Consider the following 11730-nt stretch of genomic DNA (forward strand, 5'->3'; position numbering starts at 1 on the left):
AAGAAGGGGAGGTGTATTGGGATAAAGTCTCCGGCATGCTCGCCTTTGAGGATCGGGAAAATGCCGCACGCCTGCTGGCCGACGCCGAAGCCGGGAAAATTAAGGAGGTCGAGGTCCATTCCATTGATCGCCTGGGCCGGGACGCGATCAATGTGCTGCAGACCATCAAACGATTTACCGAACTGGGGGTGAACGTGAAATCCCAAAAGGAAGGGCTGAATACCCTACTCGAAAATGGCGACCAAAATCCGGTGGCCAAACTGTTGGTATCGGTCCTGTCCACCTTGGCCGAAATCGATTATAACAATAGAAGAGAGGCCCAACGCGAAGGCATCGCCCGGGCCAAAGCCGAAGGCAAATACAACGGCCGGGCGGGCGGCACCGGCCTGTCGGACGCCCAGTTGGTGGAAAAACATTCAGATATCGTCGACGAATTGAATAAGGGAGAGACCATTCGCCGGACGGCCAAGCTCACCGACAAAAGCAAAAGTACGGTCCAACGGGTGAAAAAAGCCCTGGAACGGATAGCATATACGTAAATGATGTACCCTCAAAACGGTATGTGGTAAGGGCGGGCGTACATTTTATTTTACGGAGGAGTTATGTATATTAATAGTTGTCCTTAAACAAACAATGGAACCATGAGTGTTGCAGAAAAGATACATCAATACCTCCAACGATTGCCGGAAAACTCACAGGCAGAAGTACTTGATTTCGTGGAATTCCTGGTTAAAAAATCCGAGCAGGTTCCTATTGACCAAGAGAGACGAGAATGGGCCAAAGGATCGTTATCAGCGGCTATGCGCGGAATGGAATCTGAAACGGAGCCTGATTATTCACCAGCCGATATTAAGGAACACTTCTCATGAAACAGCCAGGACAAATTGTCCTATTTCATTTTCCGCAAACGGACCTCTCGGAAGGAAAACTGCGGCCAGCCCTATTGGTAGGCCCCCTCCCCGGCCCCTATGATGACTGGCTTATCTGCATGATTTCCTCGCAAACTCATCAGTATCTGGAAGGATTTGATGAAATTGTAGCCGAAGAGCACTCTGATTTTGAAGCTTCGGGATTAAAACGAACCAGTATTATTCGGACTGGTCGGTTGGCCGTAGTTGAAGCTGACATGCTGGCCGGTCGCATCGGTCATATCAGTCCGGACCGATTGAACCGCCTCAGAAAAAAACTCGCTGGGTGGCTCACCTCCAGCAATGAGGAAAACGCTAAAAACGCCTAAAAATAAGCCTCTTCTTATACCGATTGCTCGGAGATCGCCGCTTAGAGGCAAAATTTGAACTGCAATATTACAGCGGTCCCAATTGTTGGGTCGAATACTGGGATTGGAACCACCGGTAGGAGAACTTTTCACAATCCTTAATAATGAGTTCTTTTCACCTCCAGACGGAACCCCAAATGATAGATGATAAATATGTGAAGGAGCGTACAAATTACTTCAGGAACCGTTGCCAAATTTGGGATAGGAAGGGTTGGATATCTTGGCGTCCATGAATCACGTTCAAAATATGAATCTTCTTCGGTTCTTCATCCGAAAGGACGTAAATAATCCGATATTTTTTATGGAGTATTTCTCTGATATCCGGATGATTAATTTCCGGGACTTTCCGGCCTGACCGCGGATGCTTTTTAAGTCTGTACGGTGCTAAAATGATAGGGTTTATAATGCTCTTAATAGTCTCATGATCCAGCTTTTCGCCTTCCAGGTACGACTCTATGGAGTCAATATCCCCCTCGGCCTCTTCGGTCCAGTGAATATGCATTAACGCAGATATTTTTTCTCCATCTCTTCCTGCGTAATAGTCCGGCCTTCAGCAACATCTTGTAGTGATTTACTCACCTTGCTAAGAACATAAAGTTCATATAACGCATCTTCGATGGTCGCATCTTCGGGCAACTCATCGATGGCTTGTTGGATCCGTTTCTTGTCGATTGTGAGTTCCATAATGACATAGTTTCGGGTTCAATATACTGCAATGTAGGTGTTTAACGATTAGAAATAAAATTAATTTGTACCGGTTTGGATTCTTAGCGGTCTTACTATCCTAACCAACTCCACAAAAGCAGGACAATTAGACCGCCAATCGCTCCGCCAAGTGCGCCAGCCAGCATGTAATTAAGGGTCATTTTCATCTCGTATTTTTCAACGAATTGACGATTCTTTTTAGTGAGTTCCTCCCCCCGATCCAGCGCGTTGGCGAATGCGTCGGCACGGTTATTCAGTTCCTCAGTACGCCGGTTGAGCTCGTCGATGCGCTCAAAATATGCTTCCTCCATACTGTTCGTTAACTTCTTCTGGAATTCCGCTAAGTGGGTGCCGAACTTTTCGTCTATGATATTATGAATTCGTTTTTGTCCCATAATTATCGTCCTAATCCTCGGTCTTGGTTTAAGTCTCGGGTTACTTTTTTAGCCAATGCTAATCCCATTTTGGCAACCCCACGCATGGGGTTTGATGAGTTAGCCAAATGGGTAAGTCCTTTAATAGTTTTGCCTATGTTGATGCTGGCAGATAGCGTTTTACCCAGCGCCTTCATGCTCGACTTCCGGATGCTCCCACTCCCAAACTGCTCACGGGCTATCCTTCCAAAAGCTTGGCGAACCTCTTTATCCGGAAGATGGTTTTTAAGGGCTTTATGGGCCTCCAAAAGCTGCTCAAATTCTTTGCGGTTGCCCAGCCGTTTTTCCAGTCGGCCAAGCGATTGGTTCCGGCCCAAATCCGAATCAATCCGGGAAAGCTTCAAGGTCTGGCCGGTGGCCACCTCAAGGAGAACGCCGCCCCGGCCTTTGCGCTTCACCTGGAGGCCGATCTCCGATAACTCTCCTCGCAGCTCTTCCCAACTGGTCGCCTGGTCAAAAACGGTATCGAGTTCGTAAAATTCAGCCTTGGCTTTCAGGGGCATGTTTTCGAGTCCGTTTTCTTTGATCTGGTGATACTCTCCGTTGGTGAGTTCAAAATCTCGGTCGGGATTTAACAGCCTTGTTTTCTGGTAGTCTCGTTGCTGTTCCAACTCCTTGGCAATCCCGCGCAATTTGTAGTGGTCGCCAAAGGTATTCCATGCTTTCCCACTGTCGGGATTTACCCTATTAATCATCATGTGCAAATGCTTGTGGTCGGTGTCCCCGTGAGCCACAAAAACGGCTTGATGATCCTCCAAGCCTAGTTTCTGTAATGCCTGGTGGCCGTCCTCGAGCATCATTTTTTTGCTTGGGATATCCTCCGGGGAATAGGATAGTGAAACATGGTACACGGGTTGCTCGGCCTTACTCATGCTGGCGGTATCCTCCATCATTCGCACGTAATGATCTTTGTGGTCACCCGCCAAATTATGGGCTTCTTTAAATGCTATTTTTTGCTCGCCCTCGAGATAATTGGCCAAGCCCCGAAAGCTGCTGCCGGTGGTGGATTTAGCAATCATAATTGTTCAACGGTTTGGACAAGCCAATGAGCCATTTTTTTAAAGCGCTCTTCGTCGAATTCCTCCCCGGAATTGACGGCCCGCGCAATTTGATTAATGTTGCTACCGATCTTCCCCAAATCGGCTCTAATTTTTTTTAGTTCTTCGGGGTTGGCCGACGTGTCGATCTCTTGGTCCAGTGCCAACGATCGCAAAAAATCGCTGATCGACATGCCGGCCAACGAGCATTTCAATTTGATAAGATCTGCCTCCGCTGGGGTGACGTAGGATTTTAGCAATTCCGACCGTTTTTCCTCCGGGTCCAGCTTCGGGCGGCCGTCGGGATTGTAGGGGACGAACTTTTCCATGGTGGACGATTTTTTGAGCATCTTTGATGCGAAAAAACAAGTTGTTTTGTGCACAGAAAACGCCAGTTTTTTGGTACCACAAAACCTAACTTGCTCTATCCGGATCTGTAATTACGTTAATAGCCCAAGTAACAAAGAAATCCGGATAGCCGCAACCGACAGGTGAGGATGATGGCCGGACTCGGCCATCGTTGTGTACCAGGCGGGAAACCATACCCCGGCTATCGGGGGTACTGGAAAAAACGAACTGGACAAAGCATCCTGTCAAGGGCAAGACGAGTTCCACTCGACGCAGCTCGTGAAACCCTTGACAGGATAGCGCCAGTTCGTAACCTGCTTGTACCCCCCGCTGCCCTGGAGTATGGTTTTATTGAGAAGTGCTGGAATCACTGTTCCGATCTTTACTTAGAAGCTCTCGCAATTTATCAAAATCCGGATTCCCGTTTTCGTCGGTCCACTTCTTTCCAAAATTGAGCCTGACCTGTCGGCTCCACTCTACAGCGTTAAAGCCCTCGATGCAAGGTTCCTCGTTGTCGTTTTTCATGGTTTGGGGCCTTTTTTTGACATTTAGAGCAAGGTAACAAAAAATAGCGTCCAAATTTCGCTTCTAAGGGTTTCAAATTTTTTAAGCGATAAAATACATGCACTCCCAGGGGTGCATGTGATCTACTATGGGTTCCACTCGTCTAGGAAGATTTGGGCATCATGCATCATCCTGTAAGAGAAAGAAGAAAAAATATAAATATTAAAAGATTCCCGGAGCGCCGAGGTGATTCTACCTCGCGCGCGCAATTGTGAATATTGTTCTTTATTGTACTATATATAGTGTTTGTAAGAAAACCGGTGTGAGTTGTAAGAAAAACGGTGTGCTATTGTAAGAAAAACGGTGTGCGTTATTAGTAACTTTTAAACCATTTACAATGTTCACCGAATTTCTTACAATAGGTGTTGTTGTATGTTGTTATTAAACTCCTAACAAATAACACCGAATTTCTTACAGTGGAAAAAAAGGATCTTCCTAAATATGCCGATGATCAGGTAGCAACTCAGCATAACCAGCTGATTAATTCTCAGCAATCACTGAGCCTTATCCAGAAGCGTATTTTTTACTTGGCCATTAAGCAAATAAAGAAAGGGGACAAAGATTATAAACGCTATTACATTGATCTAACTGATTTGGTGCCTGGAACAAGTCAGGATATTTATCATCGTGTAGCCAATGAAGTAGAGGAAATAATGGCAAAAATTGTTCGCTATTCGGGTGAAATGAACGGTCGGGAAACGGTTATTCGGCTTAACCTTATTTCTAAGGTTGAACACATTAAAGGTACTGGTCAAATCTATGTGGATTTACACCCTGATATTCGAGATATGCTGATTGACCTAAAGAGATATTTTACCCGTGTGCCAGTCGTTGAACTTATTGCCTGCCGATCCACGTATGGCCAACGACTTTATGAATTATTATACCAATTTGCTGATACGGGAATACGATTGATGTCGGTCGAGGAGCTCCGGGAAAAACTCAACTTACAAAACAAATATGAAAACTTTGCGCATCTTCGGACCTATGTTTTAGAGCAAGCCCAAAAAGATGTGGAAAAGCATACCAACATGAATTTTTCTTGGGAGGAAATTAAAGCAAAAAAAGGACGCAAGATAGAGCGGCTAATTTTTGATATTGAAGTAAAAGATCCGGAGCAAGTGGAAATGGATTTTAGTACTCCTTCAGTTGACATGAGCAAACATAAAACACTTCAAAAAAACTTGCGTGAGATCTGTGGATTTAGTGATTCAAATGTAAAAAAAGTGCTCCGCCACTTGGAGGAATATACCGATGACAAACAAGTGTTTCAGCAACTGGTCCATAAGACAGAGATACGTATTATGGATGGCAAAAATGGAAATGCTCAACCCGTGAACAATCCGGAAGCCTGGGCTCTTAATTTGTTCGATAAAACAATATCAAACTTTAATGCGTGAGGTCCTTTTCCTTGTATAAAAATGCTGCTATTGGCTTTCTCGGTATGCCTCTAACGCTTTTTGAAGCTTTTGTTGTTTATCTGAGTAATATGATTCAAGTGCTTGCTCAACTACTTCTCGTTGAGAAATTCGCTCGTAATAAGCTGCTGCTTGGATAATTTCTTTAAACTGAGGTTGCAGCGTAGTATAAAAAGGTTGTTGTGTATGTTCTTCTTCTGGGGCTTCCTGGCTTTTCGTATTTTCGGTGTTGGTACTCACATCAGCCCCTTCGGCAAATTGGTCAACGGCCTCCTGGTCTCGCTTTCGTGGATTCCTAAATCCTTTCTTACTCATGATAAATCACCTCATATAGTTTTGTTATCTCATCCAGTGCTTTAGGATCGGCTATGGTACCGTTGTTTGTTAGTTCATTTACTCCTAATCCTTCCTTAGCCGTGCGGTTAAAAGAAATTCGGTGATGAATGATAAATTCAATTGGGATGACATTATCAAACTGTTTTAAAAATTCAATGCCCTCCGCCCCTTCGGTAAGCTTGGCATGGTTGGGAAAATTATTGATAACAACATAGCATGTTAGATCCGGGTTAATAGTCCGAATTTGTTCAAGCAGCTCATCAATATCGACGATAGTATTTAAATCGTATTGTGAAGCGCCTACTGGTACCAACATCACATCGGCTACCGTCATGGAATAGCGTAATTCCTTTGAATCCCGGCCACCAGCATCAATAATGATATCTTCATACCGTTTTGCCTTTGAATCGATTTCTGTAACTATTCTTTTTTCAAATAGCTGGATACATTCAATCCCATCCTTTCCGGACTCCTTCCGGTAGTATGCCCAGTCGGCTGTACTTCCCTGGGAATCCGTGTCGATCAAAAGTAGGTTCTTATGTCCTGCTTTTTCAACCCGTAGGGCGGCTAAATTGGTAGATATCGTACTTTTGCCGGTGCCACCTTTTTTACCTCCAACAAGAACAATCATTCTTTATCTTTAGGTTAGTTATATATTACAAATATAACCTATATAAAAAATATAATAAATAAAACCTATATATCTTATATATAGTATATAAGGCCAGTTGAAGTTATTGATCTAACTAATAGATGGCTGGGGGTATGTTGTATTATCGCTTCTTTAGGGCAGGGGAGGGAACGTATACAGATTGTGATAACCACTGGCCTTTCTTGCCATTCCCAAATAGGTTATATTGGAGTTTAACAAGCAGGAAAACAACTTAATCAAAGTAGCAACGAGTTCCATAGGTAGTACTCATTCTGTAATGTCTCTAAAGAAACCATCCATTGTCGTTTCTTTTCTCTTCGCCTTTTTCTTGGCCGGGGCGATTAGTTATCCTGCTTCCGCCCATTCCCCTCAAAGGGGCGTACCTTACCAGCCGGCTCCGACGCAGTCTGCTATTGAAAAAGCTCAGCTAAACTGGAATGACTTCAAGGCAGATAATGGGGTGGCCCGTATTCCCGGACCGACCTCCCAAGTGGATCTGCTTTCTTTTGAACATCTCTTTTCGGGGATCGGGGGGCAATCCGTCCTGCACAGCTCATATTATGGCTCTTCGCAAACATGGAGGACCTCCTATCACCTTATTTCGCTTGAACATGGTATTACATTCCTGGCTACCATTCCCTTTATGAGTGGTACGGCTATCAATGCTCCTTAGCACTCGCCTCTTACATGCTGGCCTGTACGAAACGATAGCACCTCCCGGGAGAGGACTATATCCAATCTATTAGCAGAGCCGGCCGCCGCCCGACATCGTTATTATCAGTTTATTATTTATAAATATAAGGAGCTTTCTATGAGATGGTTTGAAACCCCTAATTATAATTTTACGTCCTATCGCTACCTTGGATATTTGGTTTCCGGATTTTTTATTGTTCTTGCTATTTTGACCATATCAATTCGAGGACTGGAGTATGGCATTGACTTTACCGGGGGCAAACAGTTTGTCCTGGAATTCCAGACCCAGCCCGACATAACAGCAATCAAACAGAACCTGACGCAGTCCTTAGGCAAGGCCCCTGAAGTCAAAACCTTTGGCTCGCCTACCGAGGTCCTCGTTCTGGTTGACTCCGACAAGGCCACCAACCACCTGCAGGACCTCATTGGCCAATCTACGCAACAGCTGTATCCCGGCGATGAGGTTCGGTTTATAAAAACGGATGTGGTTGGCCCCAGTTTTGCCCATGACTTAAAAGCAAGCGCCATCCAGGCCATCCTGTTTTCGGTGGCGGTCATCTTTATCTATATCCTCATTCGCTTTAAGCAGTGGACCTTTTCGGTCGGAGCAATTCTTGCCCTGGCTCACGATGTGCTAATTACGCTGGGAATAGTCGTCTTGCTCCAGGGGTTTATGCCCTTCTCACTGGAAATCAACCAGCCCATGATTGCAGCCTTTTTAACGATCGTAGGCTATTCGATCAATGATACGGTGGTGGTCTTTGATCGGATTAGAGAAAACTTGACCAAGTATAAATCAGAAACCTACGAGACGTTAATCAATAAAAGCATTAATGAGACGCTAAGCAGGACCACAATCACCTCCCTCACGACCATATTTGTGGTTACGGTACTATTTTTGTTCGGGGGCGAATCGCTGAAAAGTTTTACCTTTAGCCTCTTAATCGGCCTCATTGTCGGTACCTACAGCTCTGTCGTTATCGCAAGTAATATTGCGCTTGAGCTCCATGAGAGATATTATAAAAAGGAACTTCAGCGCTAACTAAATCCATGGCCTTGCTGTCACTTTATCTGCTCATCGGAGCCCTGCTATTACTACTGAGTATTGTATCGAGTAAGCTCTCTACTCGGTTCGGAATCCCGGTATTGCTGGTTTTCTTGGGTATTGGCATGATCGTAGGCTCTGATGGGTTAAACTGGATCTACTTTGACAACTATCCCTTGGCCCAATCCCTGGGGATCATTGCCCTTATCTATATCTTGTTTTCGGGGGGCTTGGATACCCGGTGGACCAAGATACGGCCAATTATCAAGCCGGGCATAGCCCTTTCGACCATCGGCGTATTGGTAAGCGCCCTCATTGTGGGAGGATTTGCCAGCTGGCTGGTGGGCTTCAGCCTCCTTGAAGGCGTGTTGCTGGGGGCCATTGTTTCTTCCACGGACGCCGCCGCCGTCTTTTCGGTCCTGCGGTCTAAAGCATTGGGCTTTAAATATCGCCTCAAAGAACTCATGGAGTTTGAGTCCGGAACCAATGATCCGATGGCTATCTTCCTGGCGATCGGGGTCATCCGGCTGCTGACAATGCCTGATTTTGGGTGGGGGGCCCTGACCTTATTATTCTTCCAGCAGATGATCCTCGGGGCTGCCGGCGGCTACCTCTTTGGCAAAGCCATGACATGGAGTATCAACAGGATCAACCTGGAATATGACGGGCTGTATCCCGTGCTAACGCTGGCTTTCGTTCCGTTGGCCTATGCCACAATTGATTTATTGGGAGGCAGTGGGTTCCTGGGCGTCTATATTGCCGGGCTGGTATTGGGGAACGCCAACTTCATTCACCAACGCAGCCTGGTGAACTTTTTTGACGGGCTGGGCTGGCTGATGCAGATCACGATGTTCCTCACCCTCGGTTTGTTGGTTTTTCCCTCACAGGTATGGGCTATTGCAGGCACCGGCCTGCTGGTGGCGCTGGTGCTGATCCTCCTTGCCCGGCCGGTCAGTGTATTTGTGGCCTTGCTGTTTAGCCGGTTTAAACCACGGTCCAAGCTCATGGTTTCCTGGACGGGCCTGCGAGGGGCTGTCCCCATTATTATGGCCACTTTTCCGCTGGGGGCCGGGCTGGAACACGCCGAACTTATTTTTAGTATTGTCTTTTTTGTGGTCGTCACTTCGGTTCTTGTGCAAGGCCCGTTTATTCCGGCGATCGCCCGATGGTTGCACGTAGATTCCCCCATCCTCCCGAAAACACGGTTTCCGATTGAGTTTGAGCCCTCCGTAGATACCAAAAGTGCCCTCAAAGAGATCGTCATTGAAAACGGCGACCCGGTCATTGGCAAACAGGTTGTTGAGCTGGAATTTCCAGACGATGCGCTGATTGTCATTATCAACCGGGAGGGAAGCTTTTTGGTCCCCCGCGGGACCACGGAGCTCAAAGCCCAGGATAAGCTATTGGTCTTAGCCCACAAAAATCAGGTTAGCGAGATTAAGCGCCTCTTAAAGCAATAAATAGTGCCTTTATGGAAAGCATTTGGATTGGACTGATATCTAACTTTAACCATTTTTGTTGTAGTATTCTCAGAAGCTATAAAAGGAAGAGCAAAGTATCCCTGATGGCACACATGCCCTCTTTATATTGCTTTAAAACTGACTTCTACCTACATTATTGGTTGTGAATGCCTTGTATAAAATAGCGGCTTTGTGTGCGATCCTGCTATCACCAAGCAGTGTGATTGGCAATCAACCTCTGGTTGTCCCACATACTACCGGAGGAATAGCTTCGGTGCATACCCATCAATCTGATGACGCTCTTCCGGCCGCTGATCCTGCTCTGGTTGCATTTCAGCAGCAGGTCGCATGGTTGCTTATATCATCTAATAAGCCGCCCGAACCCGTACCTGGCAAAAACTCAGCTGGAGGATACGGCGGCTCTATAGCCGAAAGATCCAAGCATAAAGACCAGGCTTCGTATTACCTTGCTTTTTCAAAAAGGATAGCCCGGAGCCTGTCAACTAAGAAGTTAATTTTTCCCTTCCACAGCTTTCTGTAGCTCTACTTGATATAAAATATTCCGGATGATCCATCCGGGAATCCCCGTCACATATTTTTCCAAACGCCTGCCCATGGGTTGTTCTAACAGATCCATAATGGGACGGCTGTACTTTATAACAACAAATTTATATCAAGATGAAAATAGAACCATGGAGCGTTATAATTGGCATAATTGCCTTATCAATATTTCTTATTCCGATCATTTATGATCAAATGGTCAAAAATAAACACAAGTTGGGAAGCCAGTTAAAAGAAATGGCTTTCGGCAAAGGGACAAGCCTCAAACAGTCTGATATCTGGGACGATACCTATGCGATTGGCCTTGATACCGATTGCAAGTATTTATTCTATACAACTCTCAATGAAAGCAAAGATATACTTATCAAATTTAGTTCCCTGAAAACATGCACCCTATCTGAAACGGATACCCCACGTGGTGATGCGCCCCAGCTGGACCTTATCCTGGAACGTAAGGGATCGGATACCTTATACCGGCTTCCGTTTAAGCTGGATAGTAACCAAACAGCCAAGAAAAAGCTGGCCAAACAGTGGGAATCAACTATCAATAAGTACATCACCTGATAAATCTACGGAGGAAAGAGAGCAATCTACCTTCAACCAAATATAGTCCAACCACAAAAATAAATCATAGAGGAGTTATTATGTTCAATTCAATCGGCGCAACAGAAATCATGGTGATACTATTAGTCATCCTTATTTTCTTTGGTGCTAAGCGAATTCCTGAACTGGCCCGTGGTCTGGGTCAGGGAATGAAAGAGTTTAAAAAAGCGTCACAAGAGCTTCAAAGCGAGTTTGAAAAAGCACAACGGGGTGACTCGGATGCCAGCTCGAATGAAGAGCCCACTAACAGCAAAACAAGTAACCAAAAACAAGCATAGCAGCGTTGGTTCTAATTTTGCTAGATGTATTCAATTTAGGGTATACCCTAAATCGGTACGGTTTTCCGGATTCAGAATCGCTTTCTACGGGCTGCTATTGCAGTATTGAATACATTACCCTAATTTCGGTACGTTACCTGGTAATAAAACACATCGATATTATGAAAGCCACCTACGTCCGCGTTTCTACGTTTGAGCAAAATATTTCCCGCCAGATCGAGGGCAAAGAAGGGGAGGTGTATTGGGATAAAGTCTCCGGCATGCTCGCCTTTGAGGATCGGGAAAATGCCGCACGCCTGCTGGCCGACGCCGAAGCCGGG

General features: G+C 45.6%; 18 protein-coding genes. 9 read left to right on the forward strand and 9 right to left on the reverse strand.

Going from position 1 to position 11730, the window contains the following annotated elements:
* From FN808_RS18385 to FN808_RS18395, 3 genes are all read left to right on the forward strand, one after another.
* Positions 1–539 (forward strand): recombinase family protein (locus FN808_RS18385; RefSeq protein ID WP_142716085.1); only part of this gene is annotated, 539 nt, incomplete at its 5' end.
* Between the two features lie 102 nt (positions 540–641).
* Positions 642–869, forward strand: coding sequence for a DUF2281 domain-containing protein (locus FN808_RS18390; RefSeq protein WP_142716086.1), 228 nt, complete (start codon positions 642–644; stop codon positions 867–869).
* Entirely contained in the window at positions 866–1237 is a 372-nt protein-coding gene (locus FN808_RS18395; protein WP_142716087.1) for a type II toxin-antitoxin system PemK/MazF family toxin, read from the forward strand. Before FN808_RS18390 ends, FN808_RS18395 begins: the two co-directional genes overlap by 4 nt.
* A 211-nt stretch (positions 1238–1448) precedes the next feature.
* Here FN808_RS18395 and FN808_RS18400 read toward each other — a convergent pair whose 3' ends face one another.
* The 6 genes from FN808_RS18400 to FN808_RS19055 form a co-directional block, all read right to left on the reverse strand.
* Entirely contained in the window at positions 1449–1778 is a 330-nt protein-coding gene (locus tag FN808_RS18400; RefSeq protein ID WP_142716088.1) for a type II toxin-antitoxin system RelE/ParE family toxin, read from the reverse strand.
* Complete coding sequence (locus FN808_RS18405; protein WP_142716089.1) at positions 1778–1960, reverse strand: hypothetical protein; 183 nt, start codon at positions 1958–1960, stop codon at positions 1778–1780. The genes FN808_RS18400 and FN808_RS18405 overlap by 1 nt, the downstream gene beginning before the upstream one ends.
* A gap of 95 nt (positions 1961–2055) precedes the next feature.
* Positions 2056–2376, reverse strand: coding sequence for a hypothetical protein (locus FN808_RS18410; protein WP_142716090.1), 321 nt, complete (start codon positions 2374–2376; stop codon positions 2056–2058).
* Positions 2377–2378: 2 nt separating this feature from the next.
* Positions 2379–3434, reverse strand: coding sequence for a relaxase/mobilization nuclease domain-containing protein (locus FN808_RS18415; RefSeq protein WP_142716091.1), 1056 nt, complete (start codon positions 3432–3434; stop codon positions 2379–2381).
* The gene (locus FN808_RS18420; protein WP_185958499.1) at positions 3431–3781 is read right to left on the reverse strand and encodes a plasmid mobilization protein; all 351 of its coding nucleotides are present in this window, start codon (positions 3779–3781) and stop codon (positions 3431–3433) included. Before FN808_RS18420 ends, FN808_RS18415 begins: the two co-directional genes overlap by 4 nt.
* Before the next feature lie 367 nt (positions 3782–4148).
* Positions 4149–4325: a hypothetical protein gene (locus FN808_RS19055; RefSeq protein WP_185958500.1), complete on the reverse strand. Its 177-nt coding sequence runs from the start codon at positions 4323–4325 to the stop codon at positions 4149–4151.
* Between the two features lie 455 nt (positions 4326–4780).
* Between FN808_RS19055 and FN808_RS18425 the strand changes: the two genes are divergently transcribed.
* Positions 4781–5764 (forward strand): replication initiation protein, encoded by a 984-nt coding sequence (locus tag FN808_RS18425; RefSeq protein WP_185958501.1) that lies wholly within the window; start codon positions 4781–4783, stop codon positions 5762–5764.
* A 27-nt stretch (positions 5765–5791) separates the two neighbouring features.
* On the opposite strand, the gene FN808_RS18430 is transcribed toward FN808_RS18425, so the two are convergent.
* Both FN808_RS18430 and FN808_RS18435 read right to left on the reverse strand, forming a co-directional pair.
* Positions 5792–6097, reverse strand: a complete 306-nt coding sequence (locus FN808_RS18430; RefSeq protein ID WP_142716094.1) for a hypothetical protein — start codon at positions 6095–6097, stop codon at positions 5792–5794.
* Positions 6090–6749 (reverse strand): AAA family ATPase, encoded by a 660-nt coding sequence (locus FN808_RS18435; RefSeq protein WP_142716095.1) that lies wholly within the window; start codon positions 6747–6749, stop codon positions 6090–6092. Before FN808_RS18435 ends, FN808_RS18430 begins: the two co-directional genes overlap by 8 nt.
* Before the next feature lie 298 nt (positions 6750–7047).
* Between FN808_RS18435 and FN808_RS18440 the strand changes: the two genes are divergently transcribed.
* The 3 genes from FN808_RS18440 (at position 7048) to FN808_RS18450 (ending at position 9968) form a co-directional block, all read left to right on the forward strand.
* The gene (locus FN808_RS18440; RefSeq protein WP_142716096.1) at positions 7048–7443 is read left to right on the forward strand and encodes a hypothetical protein; all 396 of its coding nucleotides are present in this window, start codon (positions 7048–7050) and stop codon (positions 7441–7443) included.
* Between the two features lie 138 nt (positions 7444–7581).
* A complete protein-coding gene (gene secF / locus FN808_RS18445; RefSeq protein WP_142716097.1) occupies positions 7582–8505 on the forward strand; it encodes a protein translocase subunit SecF in 924 nt (307 codons plus the stop codon).
* An 8-nt stretch (positions 8506–8513) separates the two neighbouring features.
* Positions 8514–9968, forward strand: a complete 1455-nt coding sequence (locus tag FN808_RS18450; RefSeq protein WP_142716098.1) for a potassium/proton antiporter — start codon at positions 8514–8516, stop codon at positions 9966–9968.
* 511 nt (positions 9969–10479) lie between these two features.
* Here the strand turns inward: FN808_RS18450 and FN808_RS19395 are convergent.
* Positions 10480–10605, reverse strand: coding sequence for a hypothetical protein (locus FN808_RS19395; protein WP_281280793.1), 126 nt, complete (start codon positions 10603–10605; stop codon positions 10480–10482).
* A 119-nt stretch (positions 10606–10724) separates the two neighbouring features.
* On the opposite strand from FN808_RS19395, the gene FN808_RS18455 reads away from it, so the two are divergent.
* Positions 10725–11093 (forward strand): hypothetical protein, encoded by a 369-nt coding sequence (locus FN808_RS18455; RefSeq protein WP_142716099.1) that lies wholly within the window; start codon positions 10725–10727, stop codon positions 11091–11093.
* A gap of 80 nt (positions 11094–11173) precedes the next feature.
* A complete protein-coding gene (locus tag FN808_RS18460; RefSeq protein WP_142716100.1) occupies positions 11174–11410 on the forward strand; it encodes a Sec-independent protein translocase subunit TatA/TatB in 237 nt (78 codons plus the stop codon).
* Positions 11411–11730: the final 320 nt, after the last annotated feature.

The sequence above is a fragment of the Fodinibius sediminis genome (assembly GCF_900182555.1).
Classification (GTDB): domain Bacteria; phylum Bacteroidota; class Rhodothermia; order Balneolales; family Balneolaceae; genus Fodinibius; species Fodinibius sediminis.

Bases quoted from the DNA above. Each gene is read 5' to 3' on its own strand.
- FN808_RS18390 (WP_142716086.1), top strand. From the start codon at position 642: ATGAGTGTTGCAGAAAAGATACATCAATACCTCCAACGATTGCCGGAA.
- FN808_RS18395 (WP_142716087.1), top strand. From the start codon at position 866: ATGAAACAGCCAGGACAAATTGTCCTATTTCATTTTCCGCAAACGGAC.
- FN808_RS18400 (WP_142716088.1), bottom strand. From the start codon at position 1,778: ATGCATATTCACTGGACCGAAGAGGCCGAGGGGGATATTGACTCCATA.
- FN808_RS18405 (WP_142716089.1), bottom strand. From the start codon at position 1,960: ATGGAACTCACAATCGACAAGAAACGGATCCAACAAGCCATCGATGAG.
- FN808_RS18410 (WP_142716090.1), bottom strand. From the start codon at position 2,376: ATGGGACAAAAACGAATTCATAATATCATAGACGAAAAGTTCGGCACC.
- FN808_RS18415 (WP_142716091.1), bottom strand. From the start codon at position 3,434: ATGATTGCTAAATCCACCACCGGCAGCAGCTTTCGGGGCTTGGCCAAT.
- FN808_RS18420 (WP_185958499.1), bottom strand. From the start codon at position 3,781: ATGGAAAAGTTCGTCCCCTACAATCCCGACGGCCGCCCGAAGCTGGAC.
- FN808_RS19055 (WP_185958500.1), bottom strand. From the start codon at position 4,325: ATGAAAAACGACAACGAGGAACCTTGCATCGAGGGCTTTAACGCTGTA.
- FN808_RS18430 (WP_142716094.1), bottom strand. From the start codon at position 6,097: ATGAGTAAGAAAGGATTTAGGAATCCACGAAAGCGAGACCAGGAGGCC.
- FN808_RS18435 (WP_142716095.1), bottom strand. From the start codon at position 6,749: ATGATTGTTCTTGTTGGAGGTAAAAAAGGTGGCACCGGCAAAAGTACG.
- FN808_RS18440 (WP_142716096.1), top strand. From the start codon at position 7,048: ATGTCTCTAAAGAAACCATCCATTGTCGTTTCTTTTCTCTTCGCCTTT.
- secF (WP_142716097.1), top strand. From the start codon at position 7,582: ATGAGATGGTTTGAAACCCCTAATTATAATTTTACGTCCTATCGCTAC.
- FN808_RS18450 (WP_142716098.1), top strand. From the start codon at position 8,514: ATGGCCTTGCTGTCACTTTATCTGCTCATCGGAGCCCTGCTATTACTA.
- FN808_RS19395 (WP_281280793.1), bottom strand. From the start codon at position 10,605: ATGGATCTGTTAGAACAACCCATGGGCAGGCGTTTGGAAAAATATGTG.
- FN808_RS18455 (WP_142716099.1), top strand. From the start codon at position 10,725: ATGGTCAAAAATAAACACAAGTTGGGAAGCCAGTTAAAAGAAATGGCT.
- FN808_RS18460 (WP_142716100.1), top strand. From the start codon at position 11,174: ATGTTCAATTCAATCGGCGCAACAGAAATCATGGTGATACTATTAGTC.